The organism is Streptomyces griseofuscus, assembly GCF_014673495.1.
GTDB classification, from domain to species: Bacteria; Actinomycetota; Actinomycetes; order Streptomycetales; family Streptomycetaceae; genus Streptomyces; species Streptomyces murinus.
Genome location: NZ_CP051006.1, coordinates 6,073,597 through 6,090,301, shown reverse-complemented (window position 1 = coordinate 6,090,301; position 16,705 = coordinate 6,073,597). Strand labels below are relative to the sequence as shown.

11 protein-coding genes are annotated in these 16,705 nt (G+C 72.1%); 10 read left to right on the top strand and 1 reads right to left on the bottom strand.

The window, feature by feature from the left end; all coding sequences use genetic code 11:
- The first annotated feature begins 163 nt into the window (after window positions 1-163).
- The 10 genes from glnII to HEP81_RS27620 all read left to right on the top strand — a co-directional run bounded on the left by glnII (window position 164) and on the right by HEP81_RS27620 (window position 11,097).
- Window positions 164-1,195, top strand: a complete 1,032-nt coding sequence (gene glnII, locus HEP81_RS27665; protein ID WP_037652855.1) for a glutamine synthetase — start codon at window positions 164-166, stop codon at window positions 1,193-1,195.
- A gap of 527 nt (window positions 1,196-1,722) precedes the next feature.
- Window positions 1,723-2,352, top strand: a complete 630-nt coding sequence (locus HEP81_RS27660) for a winged helix-turn-helix domain-containing protein (protein WP_037652853.1) — start codon at window positions 1,723-1,725, stop codon at window positions 2,350-2,352.
- 65 nt (window positions 2,353-2,417) lie between these two features.
- Window positions 2,418-3,479 carry an NAD-dependent epimerase/dehydratase family protein gene (locus tag HEP81_RS27655; protein WP_190276041.1) on the top strand — a complete coding sequence of 354 codons (1,062 nt, stop codon included), beginning with the start codon at window positions 2,418-2,420 and terminating at the stop codon, window positions 3,477-3,479.
- A gap of 31 nt (window positions 3,480-3,510) precedes the next feature.
- Window positions 3,511-4,770, top strand: coding sequence for a sensor histidine kinase (locus HEP81_RS27650; RefSeq protein ID WP_051849975.1), 1,260 nt, complete (start codon window positions 3,511-3,513; stop codon window positions 4,768-4,770).
- On the top strand, window positions 4,755-5,411 hold the full coding sequence (locus HEP81_RS27645) for a LuxR C-terminal-related transcriptional regulator (protein ID WP_037652848.1): 657 nt from the start codon (window positions 4,755-4,757) through the stop codon (window positions 5,409-5,411). Before HEP81_RS27650 ends, HEP81_RS27645 begins: the two co-directional genes overlap by 16 nt.
- A gap of 53 nt (window positions 5,412-5,464) precedes the next feature.
- The gene (locus tag HEP81_RS27640; RefSeq protein ID WP_190276040.1) at window positions 5,465-5,971 is read left to right on the top strand and encodes a tetratricopeptide repeat protein; all 507 of its coding nucleotides are present in this window, start codon (window positions 5,465-5,467) and stop codon (window positions 5,969-5,971) included.
- A 346-nt stretch (window positions 5,972-6,317) separates the two neighbouring features.
- A complete protein-coding gene (locus HEP81_RS27635; protein ID WP_037652842.1) occupies window positions 6,318-8,249 on the top strand; it encodes a hypothetical protein in 1,932 nt (643 codons plus the stop codon).
- 90 nt (window positions 8,250-8,339) lie between these two features.
- Window positions 8,340-9,263: a metal-dependent hydrolase gene (locus tag HEP81_RS27630; protein WP_037652840.1), complete on the top strand. Its 924-nt coding sequence runs from the start codon at window positions 8,340-8,342 to the stop codon at window positions 9,261-9,263.
- The gene (locus HEP81_RS27625; protein WP_037652837.1) at window positions 9,263-10,312 is read left to right on the top strand and encodes a PDR/VanB family oxidoreductase; all 1,050 of its coding nucleotides are present in this window, start codon (window positions 9,263-9,265) and stop codon (window positions 10,310-10,312) included. The genes HEP81_RS27630 and HEP81_RS27625 overlap by 1 nt, the downstream gene beginning before the upstream one ends.
- 68 nt (window positions 10,313-10,380) lie before the next feature.
- Window positions 10,381-11,097, top strand: coding sequence for a TetR/AcrR family transcriptional regulator (locus tag HEP81_RS27620; RefSeq protein ID WP_172636984.1), 717 nt, complete (start codon window positions 10,381-10,383; stop codon window positions 11,095-11,097).
- A 16-nt stretch (window positions 11,098-11,113) separates the two neighbouring features.
- Here the strand turns inward: HEP81_RS27620 and pulA are convergent, their stop codons facing one another.
- Entirely contained in the window at window positions 11,114-16,531 is a 5,418-nt protein-coding gene (gene pulA / locus HEP81_RS27615) for a pullulanase-type alpha-1,6-glucosidase (protein WP_243279612.1), read from the bottom strand.
- Window positions 16,532-16,705: the final 174 nt, after the last annotated feature.

Sequence of the window (16,705 nt, the reverse complement as noted above, 5' to 3'; positions counted from 1 at the left end):
GTGATCCGGGGCACAGCACCCCCAGGTAACACGGGGTTCACATAAGGGCAATGGTCGGGAAACGGCCTGTTGGCAGGCTTCCGGGCAGATCGAGAGTACGGCGCGCGGCGCCGCACCGGCACCCGCAAGTGCGCCCGAACCACCCCGAAGGATGTGTCCCCCCGTGACCTTCAAGGCCGAGTACATCTGGATCGACGGCACCGCGCCGACGGCCAAGCTCCGTTCCAAGACGAAGATCATCACGGGTGCTCCGGCCGGTCTCGACGCGCTGCCGCTGTGGGGCTTCGACGGCTCCTCCACCAACCAGGCCGAGGGCCACGCCTCGGACCGCGTGCTCAAGCCGGTCTTCACCTGCCCGGACCCGATCCGCGGCGGCGACGACGTGCTGGTGCTGTGCGAGGTCCTGAACACGGACATGACGCCGCACGCCTCCAACACCCGCGCCGAACTGGCCGAGGTCTCCGCCCGGTTCGCCGCGCAGGAGCCGATCTTCGGCATCGAGCAGGAGTACACCTTCTTCGACGGCACCCGCCCGCTGGGCTTCCCCGAGGGCGGCTTCCCGGCCCCGCAGGGCGGCTACTACTGCGGTGTCGGCGCCGACGAGATCTTCGGCCGCGAGGTCGTCGAGGCGCACCTCGACCACTGCCTGAAGGCCGGTCTCGGCATCTCCGGCATCAACGCCGAGGTCATGCCGGGCCAGTGGGAGTTCCAGGTCGGCCCGCTCGCCCCGCTGGAGGTCTCCGACCAGCTGTGGGTGGCCCGCTGGCTGCTGTACCGCACCGCCGAGGACTTCAAGATCTCCGCGACCCTCGACCCCAAGCCGGTCAAGGGCGACTGGAACGGCGCGGGCGCGCACACCAACTTCTCCACCAAGGCGATGCGCGAGGGCTACGACGCGATCATCACCGCGTGCGAGTCGCTGGGTGAGGGCTCCAAGCCGCTGGACCACGTCAAGAACTACGGCGCCGGCATCGACGAGCGGCTGACCGGTCTGCACGAGACCGCCCCGTGGGACGAGTTCACCTACGGCGTCTCCGACCGCGGTGCCTCGGTGCGCATCCCGTGGCAGGTCGAGGTGGACGGCAAGGGCTACATCGAGGACCGCCGCCCGAACGCCAACGTGGACCCCTACCTGGTGACCCGCCTGATGGTGGACACCTGCTGCACGGCGCTGGAGAAGGCCGGTCAGGTCTGATCCGCCCGCAGACCCCGACAGGGGCGCCCGCCGTTCGCGGCGGGCGCCCCTGTCGCATGCCCGGGTACGCCCCGCCGGTGCGCCCCACAGGACCCCGACCGGGACTCCACACCCCCGGCTGTCCGCATATTGAGACAGCGATTCGGCCTTCTCCGTGCCCACAACCCGCTGATCAGGGGCTTGACTCCGGATCCAGCGGCCTTCGCAACGCAGACTTCACGCCAATGCCACGTCCAACCCTTGAGAGGACTCTCGTGCCCGGCACCCACCTCTGCTTCAATGGACGCATGGCCAGCTTCCAGAAGATCACCGCGACGGGTCGCCACGACCTCGAGCCCTTCTGGCCCTCCCGCCAGCATCACGACTTCGACCGGGTGTGTTGTCGCGCGATATCCGCGCGGGCCCTGTGAAGCCGTAACCCCGGCCTTCGGCCAGCGCGGAACGACGTACGTCCCGGCGTGCCCCGACCACGAATCGCGGCCGCCGTCCTTCCCGACGAACCTCTCGCGCGAAAGAGCTGACCTCTCATGGCGACCACTCGTTCTGTCTCCCCCGTCTCCGCTGTCTCCCCGGCCCCCTCCGCGGCCCCCCTGAACGCCCCCGCCCGGCACCGGCTGCGCGCCGTCGACCGGGACGAGGTGGTCGATGTCGCGGACTTCCTGCCGCCCGGCGCCACCTGGCTGCCCGCCCCCCAGCACACCCTGCCCGTCCTGCCCGGCCGCCCGCCGATGGTCGGCTATCTGGTGCTGGTCCCCGCCGACCAGCAGCCGCCGTTCCTGCCGGTCGCGGTGCCGGAACAGGCGGGACCCGCGGTGCGGACGGGTCCGGTGGCACCGGCCGCCGCCTCGGGCCAGACGGCCGGGGAGCCGCTGGTCCGGATCGACTCCGGGCGCCGTACCGCCTTCATCGAGGGCCGTGAACTCGACCTGACCTACCTGGAGTTCGAGCTGCTCGCGCATCTGGTGGCCCATCCGCACCGGGTGCACACCCGCGACCAGCTGGTCACCACGGTGTGGGGGTACGGCCATGTCGGCGACGGCCGCACGGTCGACGTCCATATCGCCCGGCTGCGCCGCAAGCTGGGCGCCGAGCACCGCCGGACCATCCAGACCGTGCGCCGGGTCGGCTACAAGTACATTCCGCCGACCGGGCGTTGACCCCTCGGTTCCGCCCTCGGCGGACTCCCGTGCCGACCGGCGCCCGACCGGGCAGGCTGCCCGGCATGAGACTTCTGGTGCTGGGTGGAACGGAGTTCGTGGGGCGGGCCGTCGTCGAGGCGGCCCTCGGGCGCGGCTGGGAGGTGACCGTCTTCAACCGGGGACGCCACCGACCGCCGCCCGGGGCAACGGTGTTGCGCGGTGACCGCACCGCGCCGGGCGGCCTGGACGCGCTCGCCGAGGGCGAGTGGGACGCGGTGGTGGACACCTGGTCGGCGGCGCCCCGCGCGGTGCACGAGACGGCGCGGCTGCTGCGCGGCCGCGTCGGGCGGTACGCGTATGTCTCCAGCTGCTCGGTGTACGCCTGGCCCTGGCCGGCCGGGGCCAGGGCGGACGCCCCGCTGGTCGAGGGCGCGGCGGCGGACGCCGAGCAGCGCGAGTACGCCGTGGACAAGCGGGGCGGTGAGCTGGCCGCGCTGGAGTCCTTCGGCGCGGACGGTTCGCTGCTGGTGCGGGCGGGGCTGATCCTCGGACCGTACGAGAACGTGGGCCGGCTGCCCTGGTGGCTGACCCGGATCGCCCGCGGGGGTCCCGTCCTCGCGCCCGGTCCGCGCGGGCTGCCGCTCCAGTACATCGACGCCCGCGACCTCGCCGACTGGCTTCTCGGCGCGCTGGAGCAGGAGCTGAGCGGGCCGTACGACCTGGTGAGCCCGCCGGGGCACACCACCATGGGCGCGTTCCTCGACGCGTGCCTCGCGGCCACCGGCGCGGACGCCGAGCTGTGCTGGGCCGAGCCGCGGACGGTTCTGGACGCCGGGATCGAGCCGTGGACCGAGCTGCCGGTGTGGGTGCCGCCGGACGGTGAGATGTACGACGCCGCCCACCGGGCCGATGTGTCCCCGGCGCTCGCCACCGGGCTGACGTGCCGCCCGGTGCAGGAGACCGTCGCGGACACCTGGCGGTGGCTGACCTCGATCGGCGGCACCCCGCCCCGGCGTTCCGAGCGCGGCGCCCCGGGCCTCGACCCGGAGGTGGAGGCGAAGGTGCTGGCCGCGCTGCGCGACGGCGTTCCCGAGGCCGATGGTGTACCTGGCACCACCCCCCAAGAGGGGGCCTCGGGCCAGTGACCCCCGTCGGCGGGTCGGCGAGACTCACCGTATGAACAGCGACAACATGCGCGACAGGGCCCGCCGGTCCCTGCTGGCCGCCGTGCGGGGACTGGTGCTGGCCCTGATCACGATGCCCTTCGGCATCGCGTTCCTGGTGCTGACCCTGGTGTCCCTCGCCTTCGTCCCGCTCGGCATCGGACTGCTCACGACCCCCCTCGTACTGAGGGGGGTCAGGGCGCTGGCGGATGTGCGCCGGAGGCTGGCGGCGGAGTGGTGCGGGGTGCGGATCCGGGCGGTGTACCGGCCGATCCCGCGCGGCACCAATCCATGGACGCGCACCTTCACCATGCTGGGCGACCCCCAGACCTGGCGGGACGTGCGCTGGCTGCCGGTGGACTTCACGGCGGGTTTCATCAGCGCGCTGCTCCCGGCCCTGCTGCTGTTCTACCCCGTCGAGGGGCTGCTGCTGCCCTTCGGGCTGTGGCGGGCGTACGCCCGGGGCGGCACCTACTGGTACGCGTTCGTCCCGGTCACCGGGGAGGCCACCGCCATCGGCGCGGCCGTCCTCGCCCTCGTGATCCTGCGGTTCGCCCTGCGGTTCACCCCGGACCTGCTGACCGCGCACTTCCGGCTCGCCCGGGCGGTGCTCGACAACAGCGAGGGAGAACTCGTGGAGCGCGTACGGGTGTTGACCGAGACCCGGCGGGACGCGGTGGACACCTCCGCCGCCGAACTGCGCCGCATCGAACGGGATCTGCACGACGGCGCCCAGGCCCGGCTCGTCGCCATGGGCATGGACCTCGGCACCATCGAGATGCTGCTCGACAAGGACCCGGCGCAGGCCAGGCGACTGCTCGCGCAGGCCAGGCGCAACTCCGTGGACGCCCTGGAGGAGCTGCGCGACCTGGTCCGCGGCATCCATCCGCCGGTGCTCGCCGAACGCGGACTCGGCGACGCCGTAAGGGCCTTGGCGCTGCGGCTGCCGCTGCCCGCCGAGGTCACGGTGGAGCTGCCGGGCCGCGCCGACGCGCCGGTGGAGTCGGCCGCCTACTTCGCGGTCAGCGAGGTGCTCACCAACGCGGCCAAGCACGCGGGCGCCGACCGGCTCTGGGTGGATCTGCACCACACCGACGGCCGGCTGCGGATCACGGTCACCGACAACGGCAGGGGCGGTGCCTCGGTCGGGACCGGCTCCGGGCTCGCCGGGATCGAGAAGCGGCTCGGTACATTCGACGGCGTCCTGGCCGTCAGCTCTCCCGCGGGCGGCCCCACCATGGTGACCATGGAGATCCCGTGCGTGTTGTCCTAGCCGAAGACCTCTTCCTGCTGCGCGACGGACTGGTCCGGCTGCTTGAGGCGTACGGCTTCGAGATCGCGGCGGCCGTCGAGTCGGGGCCCGAACTGACGCGGGCGCTGGCCGAGTTGACGCCGGATGTGGCGGTGGTCGACGTACGGCTGCCGCCCACGCACACCGACGAGGGCCTCCAGTGCGCCCTGGCCGCCCGGCGGGCCCGGCCGGGGCTGCCGGTACTGGTCCTCTCCCAGCATGTGGAGCAGCTGTACGCGCGGGAGCTGCTCGCCGACGGCGCCGGCGGGATCGGGTATCTGCTCAAGGACCGGGTGTTCGACGCGGAGCAGTTCGTGGACGCCGTACGGCGGGTCGCGGCGGGAGGCACGGCGATGGATCCGCAGGTCATCCAGCAGCTGCTGGCCCGGAGTTCGGCCGAGGACCGGCCGCTCGGCCGGCTCACCCCGCGCGAGCGTGAGGTGCTGGAGCTGATGGCGCAGGGCCGGTCGAACGCGGGCATCGCCGCCCAACTGGTCGTCACCGAACGGGCGGTGGCCAAGCACACCTCCAACATCTTCGGCAAGCTCGGCCTGGAGGTGTCGGACGACGACAACCGGCGGGTGCTCGCGGTGCTGGCGTATCTCGACGGCGGGCCCCGCTGAGCACCGGTTCAATTCCGGTGACCCCGAGGGCACATGTGTGCGAGGGTGGCGCGGTGAACCAGGACTGGGAAGACCGGGTGGACGCCGCTTGGGCCGCCTTCGCCCACGGCGAGTACCCCGAGGAGCGCGCGGCCCAGTTCCGCGCCCTGATCGACGGCCTTGTCGCCGAACTGCCCGAGGACAGCCCGCGGGCCCCCTTCGAGCGGGCCTGCGCCTTCGACTCGACCGGGCACTCGGACCGGGCCGTGCCGCTGTACCGGGAGGCGCTGGCGCGCGGCCTCGACGGCTACCGGGGGCGGCGGACCCGGATCCAGCTGGCGAGTTCGCTGCGCAACATCGGGCAGCCGGAAGAGGGGGTGAAGCTCCTCACGCCCGAACTGGACGGGCCGAGCGACGAGTTGGACGACGCGGTGCGCGCCTGTCTCGCACTGTGCCTCTCCAGCCTGGGCCGCGACCGCGAGGGCCTGTCCCTGGTGATCGAGGCGCTGGCCGCCCATCTGCCGCGCTACCAGCGTTCCATGGCCAACTACGCGCGCGCCCTGGTCGATCCGGAGACGTGAAAGGGCCGACTCCAAAGCCGCGAGCACGCCGACGGCCGGCCGGATGCGCGCGCCGACACCGGGGCCGCGAGCGGACCGGGCCCGGCGGCATGAACGGGTCGGCACCGGAGCCGCACCCGCATCACGTCCGGCCACGTGAACTCACCGAACCGGCAGGCCTGGACGCACCGGTTCGGAGGGCCTGAACACGCCGAACCCGCCGGCCTGGACGCACCGAACCGGAGGGCCTGAACGCGTCGGCCGCGAGACCCGGACTCGTCGGCGTCGAGGCCCGGACCCGCTGCCCCGGACGCATCGACGCGCCGCTTGACGGTGACCAACCAAGGGCTCGCTCGTTCTTCCGGACGTGCAGTCACAGGATGTAGCCCACCGTCACGCCCCCGCCGCCTCCGGACCGGCCGACGTCGAGCGAGCCGAGGCCCTGCTCGTCGAGCACTATCCACAGCTGGTCCGGCTCGCCTATCTGGTGCTGCCGCCGAGTCTCGGCCGCGGGCGCCGGGTGCTGACCGCACACGCCCTCACCCAGCGCGCCCTGCCCCGGGGCCGCAAGCAGGCCGACCTGATCCCGGCCCAGCCCTCGGGCCGTACCCACAGCCGCCGGGACGCCGGTGACCCGGCGGCCCGGGAGGGCGACCCCGGCTATGTCTATCTGCGCGAGCGGGTCCTGCGCGCCGCCCTCACCGCCGCCCGCCCGCACCGCGGCCTGCCCCCGCTGCTCCCCCGCGTCCTCGGCCTGCGGCTGCTCCCGCGCTCCGGCGGCGCCGATGAACTCGCCCTGGACCAGCGGCTGTCGAAGCTGTCCGCACCGGCCCGCGCCGCCTATGTGCTGCGCGGCCTTGACCGGCTGCCGGACCAGGAGATCCGCAAGATCCTCGACACGGCCGGGGTGGACGACCCGGGCGGCGCACTCGCCATGGCGAACAGCGTGCCCGCCCAGCCGGGCCTGCTCTCCTCCCCCGAGTTCGACCCCTGCACCCTCCAGGCCCGGCCGACCGATCTGCTGCGCCGCCGCCAGCACACCCGGGCCGCCCTCGGCGCCGCGGCCGCCCTCGCGGTGTGCGGGGCGCTGCTCGCGCTGCCGCACTCCGGCTGGGGCCCGGACGGCGCCGCCGCCCCCGTCTACGCCGAGAACCCGGCCGCCCAGGCCGCCCTCGACCCGGGCAAGCTGACCCGGGTCTCCCCCACCGCCTGGCGCTCCGCGGCCCGCACCGACTTCTCGGCCTGGCCCGCGCGCGGCCCGCTCACCGGTGACAAGGACCTGCTGCGCCGCGCCCTCGCGGTCTGGGCCCGGCCCGGACAGAACGTCCGGGTCTCGGCCACCCCCGGCACCCAGACCGGCGGCCCCGCGGGCCCGCCCCAACTGCTGTACGCGGGGCAGGTCGACGCCGCGCGGGTGGTGATCCTCTACGACGGTCTGCGCATCGCCCGCTACGCGGAACCGGCCGACGGCACCCAGGGCGCCGCCCTGGACTTCGCCCGGGTGGACGGCGCGACCGGCGCCGAGGCGAGCGCCCTGGTCCTCGGTCGCGCCGACGGCAATGTGCAGTATCTGCTGGCCCCCTGGGTGACGAAGGCGGCCACCCGCGATCTGCTGAAGCCGGCCGCGGCGCCCACCCCGCTCACGGTCACCGGCGGTGTCACCGCCCCACTGACCAGCCCCGCCCTGGCCACCGGCAACTGCACCTCCTGGACCGTGCTCCAGGTCTCCGGCGGCGTCGGCACCCAGCTCGCCACCGACCTCGGCGAGCTGGTCCCGGCGCGGCTCACCGCGGGCCGTCCCGGCGCTCCCGGTGCGGCCGCCGGGCCCGAGGGGCTCCAGGCGTGGGCGCCGTTCGCCTGCTCGCTGGCCACCGAGCGCTCCTCGGGCGTGCGCAGCGTCAACGCCTGGGACTACGCGGAGCAGCCGCTGCCGGACGGCAGCGGGGCCGGCCAATGGGTCTGCACCCGCGCCGAGACCTGGCGCGGCGACGGCGCCGCGGCGCTGGCCCAGTTCCGCGTCCCCGGCTCCCGCTACGGTGCCGTCACGGCGAAGGGCACCGACACCGCGGCGTGCGGTCCGCGCGATCCGCATGTGCTGGCCGGGGTGCTGTGGAAGTCCAAGGGCGGGCACTGGTATCTGCTGGCCGCGGGCGCCCCGGACACGGTGGCGATCCACGCGAGCGGCGGGATCACCGCGTCGGCGCCGGGCTCGCTGCTGATCTCCCAGGCCGCCAAGGGGGCGCAGGCCCAGCTGAAGGGCACGCTGGCGGGCGGCAAGGTGATCGACGGGCTGCACTAGGAGCCGCGCGTACGAATGTTATTGACATCCGCGTAAACAAGCCGCGCCGGAACCCTTCTCAGAGCGCCTACCCGTCAGTACATTGACGCCATGTCTCATACGCAGGCCCGGCCGGTGGAGTCCGAGCGCATCGCGCTCAAGGCCCGCAATGTGTCCTTCTCCTGGGAGGACACACCGCTGCACTGGGTGCCCGGGGATCCGTTCACCACGCACACCATCAATGTGCTGCACCTGCTGCTGCCCGCCGGCGAGCGCTGGTTCGTGCAGGTGTACAAGCAGGCGCTGCCGCTGATCAAGGACGACCGGCTGCGCGAGGACGTCATCGGGTTCATCGGGCAGGAGGCCATGCACTCCCAGTCCCATGACGAGGTGCTGCCGCATCTGCGCGAGCAGGGCCTGGATCCGACGCCGTACACCGCGCAGGTCGACTGGTTCTTCGAGAAGCTGCTCGGCGACCGCACCCTGCCGCCGGGCCGGGCGCGCCGCTGGTGGCTCCTCGAACGGGTGGCGCTCATCGCGGCGATCGAGCACTACACCGCGTTCCTCGGCGACTGGGTGCTCGGCGCGGCCGAGCTGGACCGGCGCGGCGCCGATCCCACCATGCTGGACCTGCTGCGCTGGCACGGCGCGGAGGAGGTGGAGCACCGCTCCGTCGCCTTCGACCTGTTCACCCATCTGGACGGCAGCTACCGGCGCCGGGCCCGCACCTGGGCGAGCGCGTTCTCGGCCCTGCTCTTCCTGTGGCAGCGCGGGGTCCGCTTCTTCATGGCGAACGACCCGACGCTGACCGGCCGCGAGGCGGCCAAGGCGTCCTTCAAGGACTTCTACGACCGCGGCCGTGCGGGCGTGCTGCCCGGCGCCGGTGCCATGCTGCGCTCCATCCCGCGCTATCTCGGCCGGGACTACCACCCCTCGCACGAGTTCTCCACCGCCCAGGCCGTCGCCTATCTGGCCGCCTCCCCGGCCGCGCTCGCCGCCGAGCAGGCGGAGCGCTCCCTGAAGGGTGCCGCCTGATGCCGAAGCCGCTCACGGTCGCCCTGCTCGCGGGCGCGGCCCTGCTCACCCGGAGCGCGCTGCGCCGCCGCGTCCAGGTCTCGCCGCTGTGGCCGATGCCCGCGCTGGAGACACCGATCTCCGGGCGGCCCCGCTCCCGGGCACTGCGGCTGCTGCTCACCGCGCACGAGCCGATCGCCGACGGTGTCGTACGACTGCGTCTGGAGGGTGCCGAGTTGCCGCGCTGGACGCCGGGCGCGCATCTGGATCTGGTGCTGCCCTCGGGGCTGGTGCGGCAGTACTCGCTGTGCGGGGACCCCGCGGACACCTCCGCGTACACGGTCGCCACCCGGCTGGTCGAGGACGGGCGGGGCGGTTCGCGGGAGGTGCACGAGCAGCTGGCCGAGGGCATGGAGCTGGAGGTGCGCGGGCCGCGCAACCGGTTCCCGCTCGCCGAGGCGCGGTCGTACGTCTTCGTCGTCGGCGGGATCGGCATCACGCCGGTGCTGCCGATGCTGCGCGCGCTGCCGGAGGATGCCGCCTGGCGGCTGCTGTACTGCGGGCGGACCCGGGCCTCGATGCCCTTCCTGGACGAGGTGCGGGAGCTGGCCGGGGACCGGCTGACCCTGGTGGCGGAGGACGAGGACGGGCGGCCGGACCTGGACGCCCTGTTCGCGGCGGTGGCTCCGGGCACGGCGGTGTACTGCTGCGGTCCCGAGGGGCTGATGGAGGCGGTCGCGGCGCGGGTGCCGGAGGGGGCCACGCTGCATCTGGAGCGGTTCGCGCCGCGCGCCTCGGCGGACGGGAACACCGCGTTCGAGGTGGAACTGCGGCGCAGCGGGCGCACGGTGAGCGTGCCGGCCGACTCCACGGTGCTGGCCGCGGTGCGCCGGGAGCTGCCGGACACCGTCTACTCCTGTGAGCAGGGCTTCTGCGGGACCTGCCAGCAGCGGGTCCTGGAGGGCGAGGTGGAGCACCGGGACGAGCTGCTCACGGACGCGGAGCGCCACGACTCGATGCTGATCTGTGTGTCCCGGGCCCGCGGCGAACGCCTTGTGCTCGATCTGTGACGCAGTGATGTGAACACCGGTTCGGGTCCGAACCGTTGGCGGCCGGATCCGCTCGGTAAGGTGTTCGTATGACTACCGGGGTGCGCCGCAGGATGGGTGTCGAGGAGCGACGGCAGCAGCTGATCAGCGTCGCTCTCGACCTGTTCAGCCGCCGCTCGCCCGACGAGGTCTCCATCGACGACATAGCGGCGGCCGCGGGTATCTCGCGGCCGCTGGTGTACCACTACTTCCCGGGCAAACTCAGCCTGTACGAGGCCGCGTTGCGGCGCGCCTCGGAGGAGCTGAAGGCCCGCTTCACCGAGCCGCACGAGGGCCCGCTGGGTGCCCGGCTGCTGCATGTGATGCATCGCTTCTTCGCCCATGTGGACGAGTACGGCCCCGGTTTCTCGGCCCTGATGCGCGGCGGCCCGGCCGTGTCCGCGCCCGGCTCCCGGGAGAAGGAGCACGTCTCGACCACCAACGCGCTGATCGACGACGTACGGCAGTCCGCGTACGAGCAGATGCTGGGCCATCTCGGGATCGCCGAGGCGCCCCCGCGCCTGGAGCTGGTCATCCGTTCCTGGATCTCGCTCGCCGAGTCCACCGCGCTGATCTGGCTGGACGGCCGCCGGATCCCGCGCGAGGAACTGGAACTCCAGCTGGTGCACGACTTCGCCGCCCTGGTCGCGGTGAGCGCGACCCGGGACGAGGGCATGGCGGACGTGCTGCGCGCCATCCTCAAGGACGAACCGGCCGACGGCCCCTTCGCGGAGCTCATCGGCCGGCTCACCTCTCTGACTTCGTAGAACGCGCTGGAGCGCGCTAGGAGCGGGTGAACACCGCCACGGTCCTGGCCGGCACCGTGAAGGTGCCGGTGGCCGCCGTGTAACCGGAGGTCTTCACCACCGGGTCCGCGCCGGACGCCTGCACCGGGTGCAGCCGGTATCCGGTTCCGGCCAGGGCGGAGACCGTCTGCCGCTGCGCCTGCGGGGTGGCGTTGAAGACGACGACCAGGTCACCCAGGGTCATGGTGATCACGCCCGGGGTCTCGTCCTTGCCGGACAGCGGGAAGGACAGCTCGCTCTGCACCCGGCCCGCCGTGTCGAGCGAGAACGCCTTCTCGGTCGTACGGATCCTCAGCAGGTCCTGGTAGGCGGCCGAACTGCCCTCGATCTGCGGGCAGCCGACCTTGACCGAGGTCAGCAGCGGTCCGGCGTACGACCACTTGTCCTGGTTGTCGGCCGCCATGGGCAGGCCCCGGCCGAAGCCGTTGCCGTCGGCGCAGTTCCAGTGGATGGCGTTGAACCAGTCGCCGCTGTCGAAGGAGTTGCGGTCAAGCGACTTCGAGCGCAGCAGATCGGTGCCGGCCTGCGACAGGGACGGGCCCTGCGAGAGGGTGGCCGTGGCCATCGCCAGGACCTGCATCCGGGCCCGGTCGGCGGCCGAGGTGCCCTGGGGCAGCTTGTAGGCGAGCGCGTCGAACAGGGACTCGTTGTCGTGCGCGTCGACGTAGGCGAGGGCGTCGCCGGGCGCGGCCGCGTATCCGGCGGGCGCGCCGTTGTAGTCGACCTCGGCGCCGGTGACCTCCTTGCCGTCGGTGTCGGTGAAGCGGTACTTGGCGAGGTTGCCGGTCAGCCCGACCTTGATCAGGTCCTGGTAGTGCAGCAGCCGGGCCTTCTGCTCGGCCGACGTACCGTTGGCCGCCGAGCCGTTGGGGTCGGTGTACAGACCGGAGGCGAAGCCCTGGACGCCGGGGTCGGAGTCGAAGGGGCTGCCGCCGCGCACCGCGTCGCGGGCCCGGTCGGAGAAGGTGGCGATGCCGGTACCGGCCATGTTCGCCTGGGTGGCCTGCACGAAGCGGGCGTTGTCGGCGACCTCCCCGAAGTTCCAGCCCTCGCCGTACAGGATGATCTTCTTTCCGTCGACGCCGTCCTTCTTCAGGGTGAGCGCGTCGAGGGCCTTGCGGACCGCGAGGATGTTGGCCTTCGGGTGGTGGCCCATGAGGTCGAAGCGGAACCCGTCGACCTTGTACTCCTTGGCCCAGGTGACGATCGAGTCCACGACCAGCTTGCCCATCATCGCGTTCTCCGGAGCGGTGTTGGAGCAGCAGGTGGAGTTCGCCACCGAGCCGTCGGCGAGCAGCCGCTGGTAGTAGCCGGGCACGATCTTGTCCAGGACGGAGGTGTCCGCCTGGCCGCTGGCCGAGGTGTGGTTGTAGACGACGTCCATCACGACCCGCAGGCCGTCCTGGTTGATCCCCTGCACCATCTGCCGGAACTGCTCGGTGCGCGCGGTGCCGTCCGGGTCGGTGGCGTAGGAGCCCTCGGGGACGGTGAAGTGGTACGGGTCGTAGCCCCAGTTGTAGGCGTCCTTCGCGGCGCTCTTCGCCACGCAGGCCTGCTGCTGGTCGGAGTCGGCCGGGTAGGCGGCGAGATCGCAGTCGGGGCTCTGCTGGTCGGCCTTCTTCTCGGGCACGGTGGCGAAGTCGAAGGCGGGCAGCAGATGCACGTACGACGTCCCGGACTTCGCCAGCTCCCTCAGGTGCTTGGAGCCGTCGCTGTTCTTGTCGGTGAAGGCGAGGTAGGTGCCCTGGTCCTGCGCCGGGACGGTCTTGTCCGCGGCCGAGAAGTCCCGGACGTGCAGTTCCTGGATCTGCGCGTCCCGCAGCGGTACGGCCTTGGGCTTGCGCAGGGTGGACCAGCCGCTCGGGGCGAGGGACCTGTCGTCCAGATCGGCCACGACGCTGCGCTCGGAGTTCGCGGTGAGGGCGACCGAGTAGGGGTCGGTGACCTTGTTGGTGACCAGCTGCCGGACGCTGGGCGCCCACACCTTGACCACGTACCGGTAGCTCTTGCCCTTCCAGGACGCGGGCCCGGTGACCGACCAGACGCCGGTGGCGTCGTCGCGGTGCATGGGCCGGTCCGCGCCGTCGATCTCCAGGGCGACGCTCTGGGCGGTGGGTGCCCACACGGAGAGGGTAGGCCGGCCGCCGTGGAAGACCGGGCCGAGCTGTGCCTTGGTGGCGGCCGGGTAGAGGTCGTCCAGGACGCCCGCGGTCTGCACACCGGTCGCGGCCAGCACGGCACCGTCGGCGGCGCGCTGGGAGGCGACCAGCTGGCCGGTGAGCGCCGCGCGCACCCGGCCGCGGTCACGCGGGTCCACGGACCAGGCCGTGTAGTCCTTCAGATAGGGGAACTTGGCCTTCTGGGCGTCCGTGAGGGTGGTCTTCTCCAGCCGGAGACAGCGCTCGTCGTCGCTGGTCAGGGCCCCGTCCTTGGCGGTGATGGAGCCGTCGTGGGAGTAGACCAGCTGGGTGGAGGCGGCACCGTCGGCGCCGTCCCAGGCGACGGTGTCCCGGTCGATCCAGACCGCCTTGGAGGTGGTCAGGTCGAGGTCGGCGGCGCTGCCCGCGGGCTGCGGCAGCAGATGCTTGTCCTGGCCGTTCAACAGCCACACCTCGTAGCCGTCGGACGTGAGGTCGAGGGACTGGTCGGCGGCGAGGTCCTTCTCGTCGCCGTTGTGGATGATGTAGCTGAGGCTGCTGGCACCCGCGGCGAGCGGGACCTCGAAGACGGCGCCATAGGCATCAGTCTTCACCGGCTTCAGGGGGGCCGACCAGTCGGTGGGGTTCGCGGCGCCCGTCCAGACGTGCAGCCCCCAGCCGTCGTAGTCGCCGTCGGCGCGGTGGTAGTGGATGACGGCCTTGGCGGTGTCCGGCGCGGGGTACGACGAAGGCCGCTGGGTCTGGACGCCGGCGTCGCCCTGCTTCACCCAGACCTCACCGGTCCTGGTGACGTCGATGCTCCGGTCGGAGTCGGTGTCCTTGTTCCCGTTCTTGTCCACGACGAGGAAGCCCACGTTCGAGGCGCCCGGCTTGACCTTGACGTAGGCGAAGGCGCCCCAGGCGTCCCGGCCGGTGAAGGGGTGTCCGGCCGGCCAGGTGGTGGACTGGCCGTCGGCGATGTCGCCCCAGGCGTACAGGCCCCAGTTGTCGTAGTCGCCGTCGGTGCGCTGGTAGTGGACGATCACGTAGTCGCGCGAGGAGGCGGTGGGCGGGGCGGGCGCGGGTACGGCGCCGGTGGTGCTCTGCGCCGTGGCGCTCGCGGTGTGCCCCGCGCTGTCGATCACGACGGCCTTGTAGCGCAGCGCGGTACCGGCCGGGACCTTGGTGCCGAGGGTCTGGGTGACCTGGTAGGGGGCGTGGTCGGCGGAGCCGAGTACCTGCCACTTGGCGTTGCCGACCTGGGCGGCGAAGACCACCCGGTTCAGCTGCCCGCCGTCGACGTCGGCGCCGAGGGTCACGGTGCCGGTGGCGCCGGCGGCCGGGGCCTTCAGGGTGAGCGTCGGCTTGGTGGCCGGCTTGTCGAGCGTGCCGGACGCCTTGTAGACGACGGCGGACTCGGCGGGGACAGTGACGGTGACCTTGCGGCCGCCGTCCGAACCGACGCTGCCCGTCGCGCCGTAGACGCCCCGGTACGACATGTCCGCCGAACCGGTCGCGAAGGTGGCCGACTCGGCCTCGCTCGCGTTGTTGAACGCGACGATGTACTCCTGGCCGCTCCTGGCGTCGGTGCGGGTGAAGGCGTAGATCCCGGCGCCGTCGGCCGCGTACCGCTCGCTCTGCACGCCGTCGGTCAGGGCCGGGTTGGCCTTGCGCAGGGCGGAGAGGCCGGCGATCTGCCGGTACAGCGGCGCCTTCGTGTCGTAGGAGTCGCTGGCGTGGGTGCGGTCGGTGCCGATCTCGTCGTCGGCGAGGTAGCCGGGCACCTGGGAGGCGAACATGGTCTGGCGGGCTTCCTTGTCGCCGCCGTTGCCGGTGAAGCCCTGTTCGTCGCCGTAGTAGACGACCGGGTTGCCGCGGCTGAGGAACATCACCTCGTTCGCCAGCTCGTCCTTCTTCAGCAGCTCGGCGTCCGAGGCCTTCGGGTTGTCCTGCTCGAGGAAGTACCCGATGCGGCCCATGTCGTGGTTGCCGAGGAAGGTGACCTGCTCATAGGCGTTGGCCCGGTCGGTCGTGTACTTGTAGTCGTCGCCGAGGACGCTCGCCAGCTTGCCGGCGCTCGCGCCCTGGGAGGCGTAGCCGCGGGCCGCTCCCTGGAAGGGGAAGTCGAGGGTGGCGTCGAGGCGGCCCTGGGTGACGTACGGGGCGGTCACCGAGGTGTCCGTGTCGTACGTCTCGCCGAACATGAAGAAGTTCTTCCGGCCGTGCGCCGCCGCGTAGCGGTCGAGTGCGGTGGCCCACTGGGTCCAGAAGTCCAGGTCGACGTTCTTGGCGGTGTCGATGCGGAACCCGTCGACGGCGAAGTCCTTCACCCACCGCTCGTAGATCTGCTCCATGCCGTGCACGACCTCGGGACGTTCGGTCCACAGGTCGTCCAAGCCGTCGAAGTCGCCGTAGGTGCCGGACTCGCCGGCGAAGGTGGAGTCGCCCCGGTTGTGGTACATCGTCGGGTCGTTGAGCCAGGCCGGGACCTTGGACGCGGCGGTGACCTGCGGGGTGTACGGGAAGGAGGCGTCCGAGACGGCCGGGAACTCCTTGGTTCCGTCCGCGTAGTCGGCGTCGTCGAAGGGCCTGCCGTCCTTGGTGAGGTACGGGTAGGCGCCCTTGGAGCGGTAGTCGGAGGAGTTCTCCTTGTTCGTCACCACGTCGGCGGTGTGGTTGGTGATGACGTCGAAGAAGACCTTCATGCCCTTGGCGTGTGCCTTGGAGATGAGGTTCTTCAGGTCCTGGTTGGTGCCGAAGTGCGGGTCGACCTGGGTGAAGTCGGTGATCCAGTAACCGTGGTAGCCCGCCGAGGCGTTGGCACCGGTCCCCTGCACCGGGATGTTCTTGAAGATCGGCGCCAGCCACAGGGCGGTGGTGCCGAGCCCCTTGATGTAGTCCAGCTTCTGTGTGACGCCCTTGAGGTCGCCGCCCTGGAAGAAGCCCTCGTCGGTGGGGTCGTAGCCGGTCGTCATGCGCGAACCGGTGAGCCCGCCCTTGTCGTTGGCCTTGTCGCCGTTGGCGAACCGGTCCGGCATGACGAAGTAGAACTGCTCATGGGTGTCGCCGTGCCGGGCCGGCTGGGCCGCGAGGGCCGAGTCCGACGGGGGCGGAGGCGGGGTGGCGGCCTGCGCGGCGGGCGCGGCCAGTGGCTGCACGAGTGCGGCCGTGAGCGCGGCGACGGCGAGGGCCGCGGCTCTCCTGCGGTGGGTGGTGCGACGCCGTGCGGGCGTCGGCCATCTCGGTATCACAGGCATGAACTCCTTGCGATGGCGGCTCGTTCGGGTCCGACCCCACGCCGCGGCTCGGCTTCGAGGCCGGGCGCCCGCGTGACCGTATCCTCCGCGAAAGGGTTGCAGCAAGAGTCGTGAAAGCATCGGCAAGGAATTTCAAATACCGCGGCCCGCACCGCCATGGGGGCGCGGTGCGGG

Bases quoted from the DNA above. Each gene is read 5' to 3' on its own strand.
- HEP81_RS27660 (WP_037652853.1), top strand. From the start codon at position 1,723: ATGGCGACCACTCGTTCTGTCTCCCCCGTCTCCGCTGTCTCCCCGGCC.
- HEP81_RS27655 (WP_190276041.1), top strand. From the start codon at position 2,418: ATGAGACTTCTGGTGCTGGGTGGAACGGAGTTCGTGGGGCGGGCCGTC.
- HEP81_RS27650 (WP_051849975.1), top strand. From the start codon at position 3,511: ATGAACAGCGACAACATGCGCGACAGGGCCCGCCGGTCCCTGCTGGCC.
- HEP81_RS27630 (WP_037652840.1), top strand. From the start codon at position 8,340: ATGTCTCATACGCAGGCCCGGCCGGTGGAGTCCGAGCGCATCGCGCTC.
- HEP81_RS27625 (WP_037652837.1), top strand. From the start codon at position 9,263: ATGCCGAAGCCGCTCACGGTCGCCCTGCTCGCGGGCGCGGCCCTGCTC.
- HEP81_RS27620 (WP_172636984.1), top strand. From the start codon at position 10,381: ATGACTACCGGGGTGCGCCGCAGGATGGGTGTCGAGGAGCGACGGCAG.
- pulA (WP_243279612.1), bottom strand. From the start codon at position 16,531: ATGCCTGTGATACCGAGATGGCCGACGCCCGCACGGCGTCGCACCACC.